Origin of the sequence: Alteromonas sp. S015, from assembly GCF_036864485.1 — a bacterium.
Classification (GTDB): domain Bacteria; phylum Pseudomonadota; class Gammaproteobacteria; order Enterobacterales; family Alteromonadaceae; genus Alteromonas.
In genome coordinates, this window is record NZ_JAZETO010000002.1 from 97987 (window position 1) to 116376 (window position 18390).

20 protein-coding genes are annotated in these 18390 nt (G+C 44.9%); 14 read left to right on the top strand and 6 right to left on the bottom strand.

All coding sequences use genetic code 11. The features are described 5' to 3' along the window. Positions 1-141: 141 nt before the first annotated feature. Positions 142-816 (bottom strand): hypothetical protein, encoded by a 675-nt coding sequence (locus V7R42_RS04510; protein ID WP_334019018.1) that lies wholly within the window; start codon positions 814-816, stop codon positions 142-144. 217 nt (positions 817-1033) lie between these two features. Here V7R42_RS04510 and V7R42_RS04515 point away from each other — a divergent pair, with 217 nt between their 5' ends. Next, positions 1034-1735 (top strand): HAD family hydrolase, encoded by a 702-nt coding sequence (locus V7R42_RS04515; protein WP_334019019.1) that lies wholly within the window; start codon positions 1034-1036, stop codon positions 1733-1735. Positions 1736-1913: 178 nt separating this feature from the next. Beyond that, positions 1914-3209 carry a hypothetical protein gene (locus tag V7R42_RS04520; protein ID WP_334019020.1) on the top strand — a complete coding sequence of 432 codons (1296 nt, stop codon included), beginning with the start codon at positions 1914-1916 and terminating at the stop codon, positions 3207-3209. A gap of 89 nt (positions 3210-3298) precedes the next feature. On the opposite strand, the gene priC is transcribed toward V7R42_RS04520, so the two are convergent. Then, the gene (gene priC, locus V7R42_RS04525; RefSeq protein ID WP_334019021.1) at positions 3299-3631 is read right to left on the bottom strand and encodes a primosomal replication protein PriC; all 333 of its coding nucleotides are present in this window, start codon (positions 3629-3631) and stop codon (positions 3299-3301) included. Between the two features lie 299 nt (positions 3632-3930). Here priC and V7R42_RS04530 point away from each other — a divergent pair, with 299 nt between their 5' ends. Next, positions 3931-4122, top strand: coding sequence for a hypothetical protein (locus V7R42_RS04530; RefSeq protein ID WP_334019022.1), 192 nt, complete (start codon positions 3931-3933; stop codon positions 4120-4122). Position 4123: 1 nt separating this feature from the next. Here V7R42_RS04530 and epmB read toward each other — a convergent pair whose 3' ends face one another. After that, entirely contained in the window at positions 4124-5149 is a 1026-nt protein-coding gene (gene epmB / locus V7R42_RS04535; RefSeq protein WP_334019023.1) for an EF-P beta-lysylation protein EpmB, read from the bottom strand. A gap of 36 nt (positions 5150-5185) precedes the next feature. Here epmB and efp point away from each other — a divergent pair, with 36 nt between their 5' ends. The 5 genes from efp to V7R42_RS04560 all read left to right on the top strand — a co-directional run bounded on the left by efp (position 5186) and on the right by V7R42_RS04560 (position 11101). Next, on the top strand, positions 5186-5755 hold the full coding sequence (gene efp / locus V7R42_RS04540) for an elongation factor P (RefSeq protein WP_334019024.1): 570 nt from the start codon (positions 5186-5188) through the stop codon (positions 5753-5755). A gap of 362 nt (positions 5756-6117) precedes the next feature. Continuing rightward, complete coding sequence (epmA, locus tag V7R42_RS04545) at positions 6118-7086, top strand: elongation factor P--(R)-beta-lysine ligase (RefSeq protein WP_334019025.1); 969 nt, start codon at positions 6118-6120, stop codon at positions 7084-7086. 180 nt (positions 7087-7266) lie between these two features. Continuing rightward, positions 7267-9747: a TonB-dependent receptor gene (locus V7R42_RS04550; RefSeq protein WP_334019026.1), complete on the top strand. Its 2481-nt coding sequence runs from the start codon at positions 7267-7269 to the stop codon at positions 9745-9747. A gap of 172 nt (positions 9748-9919) precedes the next feature. Next, the gene (locus tag V7R42_RS04555; RefSeq protein WP_334019027.1) at positions 9920-10543 is read left to right on the top strand and encodes a gamma-glutamylcyclotransferase; all 624 of its coding nucleotides are present in this window, start codon (positions 9920-9922) and stop codon (positions 10541-10543) included. A 39-nt stretch (positions 10544-10582) separates the two neighbouring features. Further along, positions 10583-11101 carry a GNAT family N-acetyltransferase gene (locus V7R42_RS04560; RefSeq protein WP_334019028.1) on the top strand — a complete coding sequence of 173 codons (519 nt, stop codon included), beginning with the start codon at positions 10583-10585 and terminating at the stop codon, positions 11099-11101. A gap of 56 nt (positions 11102-11157) precedes the next feature. Here V7R42_RS04560 and V7R42_RS04565 read toward each other — a convergent pair whose 3' ends face one another. Beyond that, on the bottom strand, positions 11158-11766 hold the full coding sequence (locus V7R42_RS04565; RefSeq protein ID WP_334019029.1) for a peptidylprolyl isomerase: 609 nt from the start codon (positions 11764-11766) through the stop codon (positions 11158-11160). A gap of 34 nt (positions 11767-11800) precedes the next feature. Then, positions 11801-13033 carry a methyltransferase gene (locus tag V7R42_RS04570; protein WP_334019030.1) on the bottom strand — a complete coding sequence of 411 codons (1233 nt, stop codon included), beginning with the start codon at positions 13031-13033 and terminating at the stop codon, positions 11801-11803. 305 nt (positions 13034-13338) lie between these two features. Here V7R42_RS04570 and V7R42_RS04575 point away from each other — a divergent pair, with 305 nt between their 5' ends. The 6 genes from V7R42_RS04575 (at position 13339) to V7R42_RS04600 (ending at position 16741) form a co-directional block, all read left to right on the top strand. Next, a complete protein-coding gene (locus V7R42_RS04575) occupies positions 13339-13992 on the top strand; it encodes an alpha-ketoglutarate-dependent dioxygenase AlkB family protein (RefSeq protein ID WP_334019031.1) in 654 nt (217 codons plus the stop codon). Between the two features lie 5 nt (positions 13993-13997). Continuing rightward, entirely contained in the window at positions 13998-14318 is a 321-nt protein-coding gene (locus V7R42_RS04580) for a BolA family protein (RefSeq protein WP_334019032.1), read from the top strand. Between the two features lie 31 nt (positions 14319-14349). Beyond that, on the top strand, positions 14350-15042 hold the full coding sequence (locus V7R42_RS04585; protein WP_334019033.1) for a phosphatase PAP2 family protein: 693 nt from the start codon (positions 14350-14352) through the stop codon (positions 15040-15042). A 2-nt stretch (positions 15043-15044) separates the two neighbouring features. Next, complete coding sequence (locus V7R42_RS04590) at positions 15045-15686, top strand: nucleotidyltransferase family protein (protein ID WP_334019034.1); 642 nt, start codon at positions 15045-15047, stop codon at positions 15684-15686. Positions 15687-16062: 376 nt separating this feature from the next. Next, positions 16063-16545, top strand: coding sequence for a hypothetical protein (locus V7R42_RS04595; protein WP_334019035.1), 483 nt, complete (start codon positions 16063-16065; stop codon positions 16543-16545). Further along, entirely contained in the window at positions 16538-16741 is a 204-nt protein-coding gene (locus V7R42_RS04600; protein WP_025256580.1) for a helix-turn-helix transcriptional regulator, read from the top strand. Before V7R42_RS04595 ends, V7R42_RS04600 begins: the two co-directional genes overlap by 8 nt. A 92-nt stretch (positions 16742-16833) precedes the next feature. Here the strand turns inward: V7R42_RS04600 and V7R42_RS04605 are convergent, their stop codons facing one another. Beyond that, a complete protein-coding gene (locus V7R42_RS04605) occupies positions 16834-18174 on the bottom strand; it encodes a nitrate- and nitrite sensing domain-containing protein (protein ID WP_334019367.1) in 1341 nt (446 codons plus the stop codon). Positions 18175-18390 lie beyond the last annotated feature (216 nt).

An 18390-nucleotide genomic window follows, 5' to 3' on the forward strand; every position in this document is an offset into this window, starting at 1 on the left:
AATCAATAGCTTTGTAGATTGCAGAAATGCGTCGCTTTTGTGCTTATTTATAGGAGCTTGTATTGGTAACTCTATTCAAATAAATGCATAGCTAGACAAATCGATGCCTTCTATCCGAAATAAACGGGAAGCGCCGAGAAACTACCCTGACAAGGGAAGTTCTCGGCGTTTTAGTTTGTGCATTTGCAATAAAATACTTCCGCGCATAATTACGCTAGTACCATTTAAGATAAGCAGCGGCCAGCTTTGGCTTAGTGGCATGGTTAAGCCAAACAATAAAGTGCTAACGTCTTTTATTAATATATTACGAAACAGCGCAAAGGACAGCGACCCCACTTTTTGTCTGCGCTGCAGTACAAGCCATTGATGCAGAGACCCTTGAAACAAGATAACGGTAACGACCAGCATTAAGGTATTTGCGCCAAGCTGTGCAAGCGCTGGGAAAGGACGAAAAGCAATAGAAAGTGTGCCACCAATAAGGGCAAACAGCGCGATTAAAGCAACATAGCCTGATATTGTAGTGCGCCTGTACAGCCATATTTTCCAAATAATAATGAGCGTTAAAATGAGGGCGCCAAAACGTGTCCATACCAAGTAGTGGTTAAAAGGCTCTACCGAAATACCGAACAGAAAAATAGAGAAAAAAGCAAAATAGCTAGAGCCGAACTGGTTCAGTGACAAACTATGGTTGGCATCGTCACTCTCACACGGAACGGGTACTTGATAGCGCGTCATGGCCTTAATTTGTGACCATAATCCTAACCATGTCAGTAAAAATAGCGCAGCACTGGCAAAACCTAGTATGTGGTAAAGCACCCAATTTACTCCACGTTGGAAATGTTCTAATTCGTGAAAGACTCAGTGTACCACAGGACTGGCACTGTTCTGGCATGATCTGGCATAAAACCAACTACCATTAACCCAATGTAGCAAAGATCAATAGATCCTAGAGGTGTTATCGTTTTTTCGGTGTCGATTACACCTGATATATTTTCACAATCGAAATTTACTTTAACTAGCAAGGAGATCTATTTTGGCATTGCATTCAGTTTCCTCAACATCACGGCAGTTAGCGGTAAGCGATAAAACCACAACGCTACTATTTGATCACGATGGTACCCTTATTGACTCAGAATCCGTACATTTTGACCTGTGGAAAGACATTTTGCTGAAGTACGATGTTGAACTAAGCGAGGATTTTTATTGTGAAGTGATGGCGGGTATTCCAGTAAAGCAAAATGCTGTCGATCTCGTCGAACATTTTAATATCGATATAGCGCCACAGCAGCTGGCAGACCAAAAACACAAAAACATTAGCGACTACTTAGACAAGCAAGCTTTCCCCTTAATGCCGTTTGCTAAGGAAGCCATTAAACAATGTGTAAACAAAGGCTATACCATTGGCATCGTAACTGGGGGAAGTAAAAAGTCGGTGGAAAAAACCTTATCTCAGTATGATTTGAGTGGTTATATCTCTTGCGTAGTTGCCGTTGAAGACGTTGAAAACAGCAAACCAGCACCTGACTGTTACGCGCTTGCAATGGACAAGCTAGGAAAAATACCAGGTGAATGTGTGGCAATTGAAGACACGCAAACCGGCATGGCGGCGGCACTTGCTGCAAACCTAGCCTGCGTTGTGATACCCACGGAATTGTCAAAACACCATGACTTTTCTGGCGCCACAGTGCGGTATACAAGCTTGAAAGATTGGGTGAATTGCGAACTCGTTTCTTAGCGAATGCAGTGGAGGTTAATTACCGACTTGTCGTGCCACTTGTCACTGGTGGCGCGAAAATAGATAACGTAGTATAACCAGCACTTTAGGGCGTAACTTTCTTTGTTTTACAGCGAAGAACGCTAGAGGCGCTAACTTATTTTTTATTAATAATTATGACAGGTACAGCTGATTTCTCATGATTTTGCGTAGCGTAAAATGGCTTTTGATTACTTTTGCCATCATTGTTGTTCTGCTTGTAGTAAGCGTTGCTACGGTTACGATTATGGCTGTGCAAAAAGCGCCATTAGTCGCATCGACAGCGCCCACACAGCTTGATGGTGCTGATAGTGTGAACGAGCTACTGGCTCAGCTTCAACAGGCGTTTTCCCGGCGAGAAGAGGGCCACCAAGTTACGCTCACCGAAACGCAAGTCGAAAGCTTGGTGGGTGTGTTGCAGCGCGCATTACCTGACTTTAAAGGGGTGGTAAATATCACCCCATTGGCGGGTACGATTAACGTCACATACGCTATTGGTAAAACGGGCTATTATGTTAACGCATCAGCGCTTGTTCTGCCCGGCGATAGCTTGCGTATCGAGCAAGTCCAAGTTGGCGATTTGACCATTCCAGGGCGTTTTTTACTAAGGTTTCTAGAGCGTACGGTAAACTCTTATACGCAGTCAGAAATAGCCACCATTGCGTTGTCTCGGGTTGAACGTGTGACCATGAGACGTGGCGAGCTTACCCTTGATGTTGGACGTTTAGATGAGCTGCTAAGCGAATTAAACGTGGTGGCATCGAACATGTCGGTAACCGAACAGACCGAGCTTCAGCAGCTATCTGCTTACTATTTGCGCTATTTGTCTGGAAGAGAAATCGCCTTATCAAATAGACCGGTATCTCTTATTGAATATCTGCGCGAGGGAATGGCGCGAGCACGAGAGCAAAGCCAAACGCCACAAGATGCCGTGTTGCACAATAATGCGGTGATTTTTGCGCTAGCGGTTTATGTGGGACATCATCGCGTTGGTACGCTGGTGGGTGATATTCAGCCCGATGCCGAAAAGGCGCTAAAGCCACGTAGAGGTGCTGTGCTACACAAACGCAACGATTTGGCCCGCCACTTTATAATTTCTGCTGCATTAGAGCTGCTGGCGGAACAGGGGATGTCCTTGGCAATTGGCGAGTTTAAAGAGCTCATGGACCGCGGCAATGGTGGTTCGGGCTATAGCTTTGTAGATTTAGCGGCAGATATGTCGGGCGCCGAGTTTGCAAAAGTCGCTACCAATCCAAGCACCGCGATGGATGTACAAAACGCGATGGCGCGCATTCAAAGTGAACTTGAAATAATCCCACCTATTGATGGGTTGCCTGAAGGCTTAAGTAAGCAAGCATTCACCGAGCAGTATCAGCGGGTAGACAGTGAAGCTTATTTAAAAGAAGTAAAGGAAATTAAGCGTAGGATCGGTTTGCTACCGCTTTATCAAGAATAAGTGTTAAGGCGTAAGTGCGTTAGGTGAAACGCTAATTCGAAAAAGCCCGCAAATAAGCAAGCTTTTCGTTTTTACATCTTTTGTAAGTGCTAGCTTTTAGTTAGAGACTGCTGAAATTGTGCTATGGTCACTAGTGCCAACTCAATCTTCTTAACCAGTGGCGCTAGGGCTTGTTTGGCCGCATCTTCATTCAGTTCCTTTAGCGATTGCCAGTCATTCGCAATCTCTTGAATATACGGGCCAAAACGCTTGGCGGATGTGCTAAACCCACTGTCATCCGCGAATACGGCTGCAAACTTACCTTTTTGATCGCGCTGTAAATTATCCAGAACTTGGTCGGCATCAACGGCTTTGCGGTGCAGCGTTTGAAGTGTTTCTTGAAGTTGTTGATGGACAGCTTGCATCTCTTGGCTCTGTTGCATGGTCATGCCTTTTGTTTCTAAAGTAATCCGGTGTACGTGTTACCCGTACACTCAATGTCTGTGTAACTGGCGTCACTATTATTCATGCTCCGCCCAATAATGTAGTACGCTTAATAACGCATTACGGTAAATAGTGATTAAAGTTTCGCCTTTCAAGGCCGATAACCCTATGTCAGTTGTAAATTACGAAGTCTGTTGCTCATTAAACGGCTTGAAGGTTACGTAATAGACAACACGCCGTAAGGGTGGGCAATTCTGCCCATTTTTTTACTTTGCTACAAGCAACAAAGGAAAATGGTATGGATCTACAAGGTACTAGTGCCTCTGGAACGTCCGGTGCGTCACTTGAGTTGGCCTCTCTTAAGTTAGCTAAAAGCCGACAAGAACAAGAGGGACAAGCGGCGCTTCAGCTGCTGGAATCAGCCGCTGACGTACCAAAACCGTCATCTTCAACCTCCGCGTTAGGCGCCAACATCGATACCTACGTGTAAGTTACGGATGCAAATGTAAGTCGATAGGCGTTTTGCCGGGTTGACCGCCAATTTCTCTCACCAGTTTTGGCACTAAAAAGCCCGGCAGGCGCTTTATCGCTTCTTCCATGATTTGACGACCTTCATCATCGCTGACATAAAAATGACTCGCCCCCTGCACCTTATCTAACACATGCAAGTAATAGGGCAGCACACCTGCCTCAAACAAGGTTTCGCTCAAATTACTTATCGCAACGCCGGAATCGTTCACGCCTTTTAGTAATACCGACTGATTGAGCAGAGTTACACCTTTCTCTCGCAACGCATTTAATCGAGATTTTAACGTTTCTGACATCTCATTCGCGTGGTTTGCATGCAGCACAAGCACTTTTTGAAGCGGCAATACGGTAAACCATTCAATAAAGTCATGGCTAATTCGTTCAGGCAGCACCACGGGGAGGCGGCTGTGAATACGCAGGCGTTTTATGTGGGCAATAGTGGCAATTTCGTTGGCTAACCACGATAAATGATCGTCTTTCGCCATTAGCGGGTCTCCACCTGAAAAAATCACTTCATTGATTTGGTTATTACTTCGAAGGTATTCAAGCACATCAAGCCATTGATGTTTGCTTACGGCATTGTCGGCGTAGGGGAAGTGGCGGCGAAAACAGTAGCGGCAGTTTACCGCACAGCCGGTGCGAACCATCAATAACACGCGAGAATCGTATTTATGCAATATGCCTTTGCCTGCGGTATCGTGCTCGTCGAGAGGGTCTTCGCTGTAGCCCGGTGACGTTAGAAATTCGTCGCTGAGCGGCATGACTTGCAAAAACAACGGATCATTGGGATTTTCTTTTTCCATCAGGTCAACAAAATGTCGTGGAACACGCATAGGAAAAAGTCGACGTGCTTTAATGTGTTGAGCGTATTTTTCTTGGTCTAAACCTAAGTGTTGCAACAGCTTTGCAGGATCGGTAAAGCTGCTTGCTAATTCTTTTTGCCAGTTATGCTCTACAGAAATCGGTTTTTTAGGTATTATTTGTTCCACGAAACTTTTTGTACCTTATGTTTAGACAGAGGAATTATGGCTAATTACAGCACTAACGAGTTCAAAGGCGGCCTGAAAATCATGCTGGACGGCGAACCTTGCAACATTCTAGAAAACGAATACGTAAAGCCGGGTAAGGGCCAAGCGTTTAACCGCGTAAAAATCCGCAAGCTTATTTCAGGTAAAGTTTTAGAAAAAACTTTCCGCTCAGGTGAAACAGTAGAAGGCGCTGACGTAATGGATACGGAACTTGCCTACCTGTACACCGACGGTGAATTCTATCACTTTATGAATAACGATACATTCGAACAAATCGCTGCAGATGAAAAAGCAGTGGGCGAGAATACAAAGTGGTTGGTAGAAAACGACGTTTGCACCATTACATTGTGGAACGGTTCACCTATCACAGTAACGCCACCAAACTTTGTTGAGCTTGAAATCACTGAAACTGATCCTGGCCTTAAAGGCGATACAGCAGGCACTGGCGGCAAGCCAGCAACGCTTAGCACTGGTGCAGTTGTTCGCGTTCCTCTATTCGTTCAAACAGGCGAAGTTATCCGTGTAGATACGCGCTCTGGCGAATACGTGTCTCGCGCACAAAAATAATATCTTATACCAGTCCGCATAGATAATTACCCACTCAGCGAGAGTTAAAATGTTCGTAATCGCGGCGTGTTGCCGTAGGTATAGTGGTTCTACATCAAGGTGACACAACAAAGAGTACGGACATTTTAAACTCGCCCTTCGGGAAGGTCTGGCAAGCTTCCTAGCTTCATTCTGGGAATTTGAAAGGGAACAACCATTCCTGCATTCCCACGCTTCGCTATGAAGCTTGCCAGCGCCTTCTGAGTGGGCAATGATCTATGCGGATTGGTATTAAGCGCATATAGCGCATTCTGTTTACGTATAAAGCCGGTGCCTTTGTGTACCGGTTTTTTGTTTTAGCTACTGCTATTAGGTTTGAACACATGCAATCTTGGCAACCTACTACCACTCATGAAGCGCGAGTTGCGCGAGCAGAATTACTTAGAACCATCCGTGAGTTTTTTTACGCAAGAAATGTGTTAGAGGTTGACACGCCTTTACTTTCTAACGGTACGGTTACCGACGAGCATCTAGATGGGTTTGACATACAATTTAACTTTGCATCATCAGGTAGACCGACCAAGTTGTACCTTCAAACTTCGCCTGAATACGCCATGAAGCGATTGCTATGTGCTGATAGCGGGAGTATTTATCAAGTCTGTAAAGCGTTTCGCCATGAGGGGGAAGGGCGTTGGCACAATCCAGAATTTACCATGTTAGAGTGGTATCGCTTGGGCTTCGATCACTTTGCGCTAATGGATGAAGTAGACGCCTTATTGCAAGAAACCTTAAACACGGCCTCGGCCGATAAGATGACTTACCAGCAAGCTTTTCAAACCTATTTAAATATTGACCCGTTAAGTGCAGATGACAACGTGTTGCTAAAGGCGATGGAAGAGCAGAATATAGATATTCATACGCCGCAAAATCTAAGCTATGACAGCAAATTGCAACTGTTATTCAGCTATGCTATCGAGCCTAAAATTGGTAGCGAAAAACCGTGTTTTATTTACAATTTTCCAGCTTCTCAAGCGGCGCTTGCCAAGTTAAGTCCTGTTGATGAACGCGTTGCCGAACGCTTTGAGGTGTATTTCCAAGGCGCTGAACTCGCTAACGGGTTTAATGAACTAAGTGCAGCAAAAGAGCAACGGCTGCGCTTTGAAAATGATAACGAGAAGCGCAAAGAGAATGGCCTACCCACAAAGCCTATCGACGAAAATTTTCTAAGCGCGCTTGACGCAGGGCTACCAGCATGTGCGGGGGTGGCCCTGGGCATCGACCGGCTGCTTATGCTTAAAGCTAACGCAAAACATATTCAAGAAGTGATTAGCTTTACGGTAAGCAGAGCATAGCGTTTTTTTATTGGTTGTAAGAGTGAAAAGCGGCGATTTTGCGCATAAATGATCACAAAACATTAAATTACGTTAGATAAGAGGAAAGTCACGGTAGCCTGCGGTTGACATAAGTAAGCCAATGCTGAAAAATGTTATAACATCACTAGATAATGTTATAACATCCTCAGAGGAATACTCATGAAAATGCGTTCGCTGCTAAGTTTGTCCATAGCAGGGCTGTTAAGTGCGCCTGTGTACGCCACCACAGTAACGGGAAAAGTCACCGACACGGCAGGGCAACCTGTTGCAGGGGCTGAAGTAAAAATTGAAGGCAGCCGCCGTGTAGCATACACCGATGCAAATGGTATTTACCGTTTTGACGATGTTAAGCAGCCACATATTCATTTACATGTTTACTCTTCAAACTACATTCATGGTGACAACGACTTAGGCGACGTTAATACGGATCAAAATGTAGACTTCGTCTTAAAGCCTGCATCCGTCGAAAATATCGTGGTTACTGCCAATGCGCTTCAATCATCAGTACTGGAATCTGTTACGCCAGTGACCGTAATTGGTGCTGAAAAATTACGTAAAATAGAAGCACCAACCTTAGGCGAAACCCTTAAAAACGCGCCTGGTGTGCACAGCACCTATTTTGGCCCGGTTTCAAGTAGCCCGGTTATTCGCGGTAACGATGGTCCTCGAGTAAAGATTGTTCAAAACGGTTTGGATGTATCGGACGTATCGCGTGTAGGTCCAGATCACAATGTCGCCACCACGCTTTCAAGCGCAACGCAGGTAGAAGTGCTTCGCGGCCCCGCAACGCTTCAATACGGCAGTGGCGCTATTGGTGGTGTGGTGAACGTAGTCGATAAACGTATTCCGCAGTATCAGATAGACGGCGTAGAAGGCGAAGCTGAAACGAGCTACAGCACTGTGAATAACGGCTCATACACCCGTGCAGATGTGACAGGCGGAAGCGGAAATATTGTGTGGCATGTTGATGGCTTTTATCGCGATACAGACAATGCGGATATTCCGGGCTTTGCCTCTATTGACCCCGATGAAGACGAACCAAATGATGTACTAGAAAGCAGCGCAATGCAGACGCGTAACGTCGTTGCAGGTTTATCTTACGTGGCCGAAGAAGGCTACTTCGGTTTCGCGGTTGAACAACTCGATAACAAATATGGCGTACCTGGTCATAGTCATGCTCATGGTGAGGAAGAACACGACGAAGAGCATGAGGGCGAAGACCATGATCTTGAAGAACACACTGAAGAAGGCGTGTTACTTGACGTAGATATGACCCGTTATCAAGCAGCAGGTGAATGGCACTCCCCAGTACGTGGCTTAACAAACCTAAAGTTTGCGGCAGCTTATACCGATTACCAACACGCCGAAATTGAAGACGGTGAGCCAGGCACGGTATTCACTAATGAGTCGAGTGATATTCGTTTATCAGCTTACCATGAAGAAGTGAACGGCTGGCACGGCGTATTTGGGCTACAGTTTAATCATAGCGATTACAATGCAGTAGGTGAGGAAGCCTTTACCCCAGCTAATACAACATCAAGCTACGCACTTTATCTAATAGAACAAAAGAAAGTAGGTGATGTAACCTTTGAGCTTGGTGGCCGACTAGAGCGAACGACATTAGACGCTGATGCCAGCGAAGTGGAACTTGACGTTTTACATGAAGAACATGATGAGCATGATGGCGAGGAGCACGATGAAGAGCATGAAGGAGAAGAACATGAAGCGCATGCTGTTGCTTTCAACTTCCCTGACTACGACTTTACCAGCTTGTCACTGTCAGCGGGTGCTAACTGGGTATATCAAGAAGGTCACTCCATCGCAATTACATTATCGCGCAGTGAGCGAGCGCCTAGCCAGCAGGAACTTTTCTCTGCGGGCCAACATCTAGCAACCCAAAGTTACGAAGTGGGCTTAGTCTTTGATATGGATGAAGAAGGTCATATCGAAGAAACGCTCAAAGGCGTAAAAGAAGAAGTAAGCAACAACCTGGATATTACTTTCCGTAAATTTACCGGTAGCTGGGGCTATAGTGCGTCTTTCTTCTACAATCAGGCAGATGACTATATCTTCCAAACAAGCACAGGCTTAATTGCGCTCAGTGAACACGAAGGGCACGATGATCATGAGGAAGAGGAGCAGGAAGGTGAGCACGACGAACACGGGCATGACGAGCACGGTGATGAAGAAGGTTTGCCAATCTATTACTTCCAGCAGGCTGACGCTGACATTTGGGGTTTTGAAGCAGAAACCTACGTTGATCTAACAGATACGTTACGTTTAACCGTGTTTGGTGATTATATTCGTGCTGAAATAGAAGATGACAACCTACCACGCACCCCGCCAATGCGCTTTGGTGGTGAATTAAGCTACGTGAACGATGGCTTAAGTGCCGATGTTGGCTTTACGTGGTACGACGACCAAAACGAAGTCGCGTCGTTCGAAACCACAACCGACGGCTACACCTTGGTTAACGCCAGCGTGCAATATGAGTTTGGCACACAAGGCATTGACTGGGTATTGTTCGCCCGTGGTGAAAACCTGACTGATGAAGAAGCCCGTGTTCATACATCTTTCTTAAAAGACCAAGCACCGCTTCCAGGTAGAAACTTTACTATGGGTGTGAGAGCGTTGTTTTAACCAACAACGTTATTGTAAACATCAAAGGCGGTGTATCTTGTTACACCGCCTTTGTTGTTTATACGCTAGGATAAAAGTGCCAAGTACAGTTTATTTTTCCAGCGAGAATACGCAGCAACGACCAGCATGCTTAAGGTGGTATTCTTTAAGCAGCAATGAAGTAGAGGTAAAAATGAATGAAGTAGCCAATTGGTTAAGCATGCAAACCGAAAAACACATGGTGTTAGGTTATGGAAGCTTGCTCAGTAAAGACAGTCGAGAGCGCTACTCGAACATTTTCACGAAAGGGATCCCTGTAACCGTATCTGGGTTCGAACGGGCTTGGGTGACGCGCAGTATTCATGAAGAGCAAACCTATGTAGGCGCTGTAGCCAACGCTCATAGTCAGTTAAACGCTCAGCTTATTCCCACGCAAATTAACCCTGCCTTACAGGAGAGGGAAAAAGACTATAGGTTTGTGGAAGTAAGCCCAAAAGCGCTTAGTTTTCAACTTCATCAAGGTGAGGTAACAGATGCGTTAAACGAGCGATTCTCGCAGTTCACATTCTGGATTTGTGAAACACTAGCTTGCGAGCCAGCAAGCGAAGCATTTCCGGTTAACCAAACTTATATTGATACTTGTATGGCCGGTTGTTTAGAACATGGTGGCATCAAAGAGGCAGAGCGATTTGTAATACATACGTCGCTTTGGGAGCACCCAAGAGTGAACGACAGAGCACAACCCAAATACCCGCGCGCGGCGAAAGTAAGTAATGAAACTATTGAGCATATAGACAGAATTTTAGCGAAGCGCTAGCTTTAGCAGTAACAGACGCCCTTAGGCAGAGAATTTAATGTGAATACAGAAACATCAATTTTAACCTCCGACAGAATTACTTTAAGACCGCTCGCGTTTGATGATCAATACTGGGTGTTGGCATTACAACAAGACGAGCTGTGGCTTAAGTACATTGGAAGTAAAAATGTAAATACGTTAGACGATGCCTGCGACTACATTGGAAAAACCAATGCTCAACGAGAAGAGTGGGGGTATGGTTTACTTGCGGTTGAGCTAAATGACACAAAACAGCCTCTAGGAGTTTGTGGTCTATTTAATCGCTTTGCATTTGAATGTCCAGATTTGGGCTTCGCCATGTTGCCTGAAGCAAGAGGCAATGGTATATGTTATGAGGCGTGTCAATGTGTTATTGCGTGGTCAGCGTCTGAAGGATATCGCTTTTTAACCGCGATGACGCACCCAGAAAATATGGCTTCACAGAAGCTATTGCAGCGGTTAGGGTTTAAAAAACAGGGCTTTTACTTCGATAAAACCTTCCCAAAGCAGCACTTGTTTAGGTTGGAGTTACAGCCATAAAGCAATAATGCTCATGGCTGCTTTTTCTACAGACTCGTTGTTGAAAGACGTAATCATTACAACGGTGGTAAAACAGTCACCTTTTTAATAATGATCGGCTCAATGGGTACGTTATTCGCGTTAAGGCGAATGGAGTATTCAGTTTCTACTTCCGACATAGCATCAACAATATCTTCGCCTTCCACAATCACGCCAAACACCGCGTAGCCCCAGTCTCTTCCTGGGTTTAAGCTGCTGTTGTCATTCACATTGAAGAAAAACTGTCGGTTTGCGGTATGCGGGTCACTTTGTCTTGCCATTGCAATGGTGTGCAGATCGTTGGTCAAACCGTTACCAGACTCATTGAAGATATCTGGAAAGTTCGACTTGCCGTCGAAGTCAGCAGTATAGCCCCCACCTTGCACAACAAAGCCGGGCACAATGCGATGGAAAATCGTGTCTTCATAGGCTCGCTTGTCCACATAACGAAGAAAGTTATTTACCGTAATTGGCGCGCGTCTTCTGTCTAGCTCGACCACGATATCGCCCATAGTGGTTTCTATTTTCACCCTTGGGTAATAGTTATCGGGCTGAACCTGAGACCCATCGTCTTTCTTGGCCATAACGGGTGAACTGCTGTCTATTAGCATGATGGCGGTCAGCAGAGATAAAAGTATTTTCTTCATAAAAATGCCTTTAAGTGTTTTCCTTAATTCGCGCTTATCGTTTTGCAGTGCCTAAGATAACGAACTTTTTGTCACTCGCAAGTACCTTAGCACCACCAAACAACTTTTTAAGTTTAATGTGATAGTCGAGGTGTCGGTTACCCACCACCACTAAGTGACCGCTTTTAATGAGTACGTCCCGGGAATCAGTGAACATTTGCCATGCTATATGGTCGGTGATTGCGTTTTGTTGATGAAATGGCGGGTTACACAAAATTTTGGTAACAGCAGGTTTATTTTCACGATTTAAGAGTGTTTCTAAACAGTTACTTGCCACAAACTCACACTGGTCGATTTTATCCGGAAAGTTGTTTAGCACATTGAGCCGAGCGCTTTCTAGTGCCATATAGGACTCATCTACAAATATTACTTTGGCATCAGGAGCGAGAGACAGCGCGTTTACACCCAGTACACCATTACCACAGCCTAAATCTACTACCACGTCATTGGCACTCACCGTCATGTGCTCAAGCATAATACGCGCGCCAATATCCAGCGACTGTCGAGCAAATGTGTTGGCAAGATTATCTATAGTAAGCTCTGTGCCCATGGTGCTTTTACACTGCCAGCGCGTAGGGTAAGGAGAGTCTGCAAGTTTTAGTGACTTACGAGGCGAAGCGAACACAAGCCTTGATTTCTTTTTGGCAAGGGAAGTGGTGGTGGGGCCAATATATCGCTCAAACAGGTTGAGTACGGATTTTGTGATGGTCTTCACTTTGCCCGTCGCGACAATGCGTGTATCAGGCGTTATATATTTTTGTAAATCAATAAGCTGTTGTTCAAGAAGTGCAAGGGCGCGGGGCACCTTCAGTACAACAAGACTCGGCGACTTTCCTGGATTAAACGTCAAGCTTTGTACGCTGGTTAACGTTTTAAGCGGCGCTGTTGGCAAGTCACCGTTATCACTGGTCTCTACATTATCTAACAAATGATTGGCTTTTAAATTCTCAGATAATGAACGCAAAGAGATGTAGGAGTCAGATACCCAGTAAGGTGCTAAGTGCGAAAACCAACAACCCAACGCGCCGAAATCGTCGTTAAAGATCATCATTGAGCCATCATTTTCACCGCTGCCAATTGAAAGCGACGCCTCACTTAATAAGGTCTCAATGTGTTCTATAACAAGTTCATCGGCGCTATCCCACGCCTGAAGGCTAATGTGCTGGTGCTTTTCAGGATAGCGAATCAGCGAGAATTGTCGGTCGGCAAAAATAAATTCTGTGTTCATTGGGGTCTGTTTTTAGAGAAGGCTCAAAGCATTATCTACTAGGGAATGCTCATTCAGTTTACGTGCTAATATCTATATTATCATATCAACCACTTGGCTCTAGCGAATAACCCGTTATTCTTCGATATTGAATGCACCATGTATAAAACAGAATACTTTACGATAGCAGAGCAATCCGCACTGGAAAAGTATGCGTATTCATAGAAAACAAGGCGTTATAACGCAAGCTCTACAGGGGCATTGGCACCGTCAATCGCTATCTAGATAGCGATTACTAAATACCAAAGGAAGTCTCTCACTTACACATGCAATTTTCTCTTTTCGACACGCCTGAAGACAAGCGTACGTCTTATAAGCTCCCGTTAGTAGAAGGCGACGTCACCTATTTTCCGAATGCGCTATCTCGTGAGGCTGCTGATACCTTCTTTACAAAGCTACAGGCAGAGTTACCCTGGCGTCAGGATACGATTAAACTGTTTGGCAAGCCGGTAAAGATCCCTCGGCTTCAAAGCTGGCACGGTGATGCCGAGTGTACTTACACCTATTCAAATTTAACCATGTCGCCGAACCCTTGGACTGAAAGCCTTGCTGACATCAAAGCGCGCTGTGAGCAACTGTGTGAAAAATCGGGTGCTTCACAGTACCAAGCAAGGTTCAACAGCGTGTTAGCGAACTGGTATCGCGACGGGCAAGATAGCATGAGCTTTCATTCAGACGACGAGCCTGAGTTGGGTATAAACCCGGTTATCGCATCCGTCACTTTAGGTGAACCAAGGCCCTTTGTTTTTAAGCATAAGGAAACAAAGGAAAAGCATACACAGGTGCTTGAGCACGGCAGTGTATTAATTATGGCAGGAACAACACAAAGTCATTATGTGCACGGTATTGCGAAGACGGCTAAGTCTATCGGTGGTAGAATTAACCTTACATTCCGACATCTTATTCAAAGAGCAAGGTAAGCCAAATGCAAGTAAAAGCGTTTCTGGAAACTACGATTGAAGCTGCACTTAAGCCGAGTTATCTCGAGGTTGTAGATGAAAGTTTTATGCACAATGTTCCAGAGGGGGCGCAAAGTCATTTTAAAGTAACGGTAGTGAGCGATGCTTTTGATGGTAAGCGCTTGATAGCGAGACACAGAGAAATTAACGGTCTTGCGGCCGATGCACTGCAGGGGCCAGTTCATGCGTTGGCACTTCATACGTATACGCCTGCAGAGTGGGAAGCGCGAGGTGGACAATCTCAGGTATCGCCGAACTGCCTAGGTGGTAGCAAGCACGACCAATAACGCGCTTATTGTACTAAATGGAAGTAGATTAATGACAAAAAGTGAAACGAAAAGCAGCGGCGCGCTAGCCTCTTATTTAAATATGATTAAAACACCAGCTATTCAGGTTTTACTGCTTGGCACTGGCTTTTTGCTCATGATGCTGTTTGTTTACATGGGCGTGCTGACTGCGTTTGACAATGCGTTATTCAATGTAATTAGCGAAGCAGGCAATGTATCGGGTTGGAAAGAAGACGCGCTTCGCGATATCACAGCGTTAGGCAGTAATACGGCGCTTATCTTTGCAACGATTTCAGTTGCCGGCGCCTTGGCGATGGCCGGTGAAAAGAAAAAAGCACTGACTTTTTTGATTGCTGTTGCCGTGGGGATCGCAACGACCTTCTTACTCAAAGTAGGGATAGACAGGCCGCGCCCTCCGCTACCCATGCAGGGTGTGAGTGTGTATACACAAAGCTTCCCCTCTGCACATGCTACCTTATCTACGCTTGTTTATTTCTATATAGCCTATTTGTTAACGTACTTTACGCAAAACGCTTCAGTAAAAGTGTGGATCTACGTGGCAGCCACCTTTCTCGTATTTTGCATTGGTTTAAGCCGTATACTGTTAGGCGTGCATTGGCCTAGCGATATTATTGCTGGGTGGTTTGCTGGTGGCAGTATGGCTGCCTTTTGCTTTTATATCATCAAGTGGGAACGCAAACTGCGTATAAAAGACGAAGGTTAGACGTGCAAGTTCTCAAACGGCTAGGCGACATTATCAAGCGGGATCCGTTTCGAGTGCGTTGCCTTCGTGCTCTAAGAGCGCTCGATTTACCGCAAGGGTACATTGGTGCTGGATTTGTTCGAAATGCCATATGGGATGCGTTACACGAAAGAGCTACACCGACTCCGCTTAACGATATTGATGTGATTTACTTTAGTGGTGGAATTAATCCGCCGCAAAGTGTTGTGAGTGCCGATAATGCATTGGAATTAGCACCTCAACCACAAGTTTACTCACCAAGTTTGGCAGCTACCAAATCAGAAGTAAAAGCACAAGAACAAGCCATTGAACGCGAGTTAGCGCGTATGGTTCCCCAAGCTAATTGGCAAGTTAAAAATCAAGCGCGTATGCACTTAGTGCACGTGCACGCTCCCTACAAAAATTGCCACGAAGCCATTTCATATTGGATAGAACGTGAGACTTGCGTAGCGGTTCGCCTTTTAGCCAATGATGATTTAGACGTACTGGCACCATTTGGCTTGGAAACAAACTTCTCAGGCACCATAAGTATTAACCCACAATACCCAAGACCCGATGTTTTTAGTAAGCGACTTGCATCTAAAAATTGGCTTGATGTGTGGCCTTTGCTGAAGGTTCAAAGGTAATCGGAAAGCAGTACGCATTTGAGCGCATCAAGCCTAAATGTTTCAGGTTTTTCTGTGTTGGAATAAAGCCATTATTGAGATTTTTCTGCATAACAAAGAGTCGTTTTTGTCTGCACCTATGCAATATGTAAAGCATTGCTAAATAAACAATTATCTCCGTATCTCCTCTACATATATTGCCGAAAAGTTGGCTGGGAAATACAGTTATAGCAAGCACGCAACGCTGAAGTTGAATAAAAAACTTGCAGTTATGTAACCTTAGGGTATCATTGATACCTAAAGGTTGCATATGATCCGTTTAGGTATCATAAGTAATATTAAATCGCAGAGAGCTTCAAACGGCATCAATGCCCGTTAATTATTAAGGGATTTAAAAATGGCAACATCGATTTTAGTACCACCAGAGACGGAGCAAGAGTATTTAACGATAACTGGCAAAATCAGTCTCGCCTTAGCGTTCTTTATCTTAGTCAAAGCCGCATTAGCTATGATTAACGATACAGACTCAGCTATCTACTGGTCATTAGGGTTAGCGTCTTTAGCGAGTGTTGTTTATTGTGTAGTGTTAGGTATTAAATCAATGAAGTTCGCCAAAAATATATCTCATTTGGGTTTTTGGACACTAACATTTGACGATGAATACGTAGACTATGTCAGCTCATTTAGCTTGCGCGTTACCTGTCATATACTAATTTTGGGCACAATGATTCTCGCTGTTTGGGGGGATAGCAGGTGGTTTGTAGAATTAATTGCTCCCTATCGAATTACCAATGCACTTCAAGTATTGCTCGGTGTAGCCGCGGCCGCCCATGGAACATCCATTTTGTGGAAACTGCGAGAGGAAGACCTAGATGAATGAAGATTTAGATAACCACATTCACAAGCTCCGATTGCAACATAAAATCTCTCAGCAAGAATTAGCTGATGCGATTGGTGTTTCCAGAAAAACCATTAGTACCGTGGAAACAGGACGCTTCACACCATCGGTTGTTATAGCGCTAAGAATTGCTGCCCATTTTGCTATCCCAGTTGAGCAGGTGTTCGAACTGAAATAGGGCGATAGGTTGATATAAAAAAATTGTAGTGGCAGCTGCTGATAAGTGACAGCAGCGCTACTGGAGATTGCATAATCAGTATTAGTTTCTACTTACCTTACGGCTGAATTTTTCGTAGTAATATCTACTATTTTAGCGGCAATAGTGGCTATAGTTGTATTTTCGCTCATAGCTTGTTTTTGCAGTCGGCGATACGCGTTGTTTTCGCTTAGGCCAAATTGTTCCATTACTACCAGCTTTGCTCGGCTTATCAGCTTCTGATCTTGAATTGCACGTTTAGCTTCTTCAAGCTCTCGCCCCATGTCTTCTATATGCTGGGCTTGTGAACGCAGTAAGTCGTAAAAAGAGCGGTGGGCCGATAGAGTTTTAGTTTGCTCATTGAGTGACAGCGTTTTAATCTCGTCTTCTTTTGTATCTTCCGCTAAGCCCGGCATGCTTGGATCGAACAATAAGGTAAGCGGTGAACCATCAGTGGCGTGTTCGTCATTGAAGCGCGTAAGTAACTGTTGATGATTGGCCATCTCATTTTTTGCATCGGCTACTTTACTGTTAGCTTGCTGAGTAAGGGCCTCAGTGAGCGCCACTTCGATAGTCTGCATAGCATCCATTCGACGTGTCGCAACATCAAACCAAACTTCCGATATTTCCCCAGCAATCGGACTGCCGTCACCAAGTTGCGCAATCATATTTCTAAGCTGTGTAATATCTAGTGCAGCAGGGCTTTTGTTCAACGCGTCTAATGCATCTTTATGCGGCTTACAACTAAACTCACAGAATATATTGAAATGATGCTCTTGGGCTTGCTGAAGCGCGGCCAGCTTTTCACAAAGGCGAACATCGAAATGAGTTTCTGCGAAACCAATAGCACCCCACGCCCGCTCCTGCCCAGCGTATTCTTTTGCCTGCATAAAATTGAAAAGCGCAACCAATAGGCGGGTGATTGTTGGGTCGCTTGCAATATCTGCCGCTTCAAAAATAACCGTAAGTAAACTGGCAAGTAGGCGACTATATGCTCGTGTGGATTCCAGTGGTGTCAGCAGCTGCTTGCTTACTTGTTCTCTCAGTCTTGGCAGGTAGTCCGTCGCCTGCATAGCAAGCGTTATGCTGCTCAACAAACGCGGATTACCCGTGTTGATCTCATCTGTCAGGTAGAGAGATTTCAAGTGGCTTTTCAACATTGACTCTGCTTGTTCGCTAGCACTGACGTACTGCATTCGCTCAGCGGCATAACGCTCACCTTTTGAAGCAAGAAATATATTGCTGGCCCCACGCTCTTTTTGCAATTCATGAATGAGTTCTCGAACGGCAATTACAATTCGACAATTACTAGATAGTTGTTCAAGCACTGTTATTTCGGCGTGCTTGGCCGCTAGCAAAAAGCGCTTAGTGGCGTCGCTACAAAGCGCAATGGTCGGTTCAGGTTCGTGAAGCATATTAAGGCCTGCTGCTTGTTGGTACACACGTTTCGCCTTTATCTCTATGATTGTTTTTTATGCGGAAACAATGTTTGAAAATCTTCATTCTTCAACTTAAATAACAAGCAACACTTGTGCCCTGTTTATTAGAATTAATGAAGATAAACGTTAGAGTGAGCAAAAGCGCTCGAAGTGCTGACAATTAGCGGCATATGGTGAGGCTGGAACGTTTAC

Coding starts and splice junctions, on each gene's coding strand:
- V7R42_RS04595 (WP_334019035.1), top strand. CDS start 16,063: ATGGCAACATCGATTTTAGTACCACCAGAGACGGAGCAAGAGTATTTA.
- V7R42_RS04555 (WP_334019027.1), top strand. CDS start 9,920: ATGAATGAAGTAGCCAATTGGTTAAGCATGCAAACCGAAAAACACATG.
- V7R42_RS04550 (WP_334019026.1), top strand. CDS start 7,267: ATGAAAATGCGTTCGCTGCTAAGTTTGTCCATAGCAGGGCTGTTAAGT.
- V7R42_RS04530 (WP_334019022.1), top strand. CDS start 3,931: ATGGATCTACAAGGTACTAGTGCCTCTGGAACGTCCGGTGCGTCACTT.
- V7R42_RS04575 (WP_334019031.1), top strand. CDS start 13,339: ATGCAATTTTCTCTTTTCGACACGCCTGAAGACAAGCGTACGTCTTAT.
- V7R42_RS04585 (WP_334019033.1), top strand. CDS start 14,350: ATGACAAAAAGTGAAACGAAAAGCAGCGGCGCGCTAGCCTCTTATTTA.
- V7R42_RS04580 (WP_334019032.1), top strand. CDS start 13,998: ATGCAAGTAAAAGCGTTTCTGGAAACTACGATTGAAGCTGCACTTAAG.
- efp (WP_334019024.1), top strand. CDS start 5,186: ATGGCTAATTACAGCACTAACGAGTTCAAAGGCGGCCTGAAAATCATG.
- priC (WP_334019021.1), bottom strand. CDS start 3,631: ATGCAACAGAGCCAAGAGATGCAAGCTGTCCATCAACAACTTCAAGAA.
- V7R42_RS04605 (WP_334019367.1), bottom strand. CDS start 18,174: ATGCTTCACGAACCTGAACCGACCATTGCGCTTTGTAGCGACGCCACT.
- V7R42_RS04600 (WP_025256580.1), top strand. CDS start 16,538: ATGAATGAAGATTTAGATAACCACATTCACAAGCTCCGATTGCAACAT.
- epmA (WP_334019025.1), top strand. CDS start 6,118: ATGCAATCTTGGCAACCTACTACCACTCATGAAGCGCGAGTTGCGCGA.
- V7R42_RS04520 (WP_334019020.1), top strand. CDS start 1,914: ATGATTTTGCGTAGCGTAAAATGGCTTTTGATTACTTTTGCCATCATT.
- V7R42_RS04570 (WP_334019030.1), bottom strand. CDS start 13,033: ATGAACACAGAATTTATTTTTGCCGACCGACAATTCTCGCTGATTCGC.
- V7R42_RS04565 (WP_334019029.1), bottom strand. CDS start 11,766: ATGAAGAAAATACTTTTATCTCTGCTGACCGCCATCATGCTAATAGAC.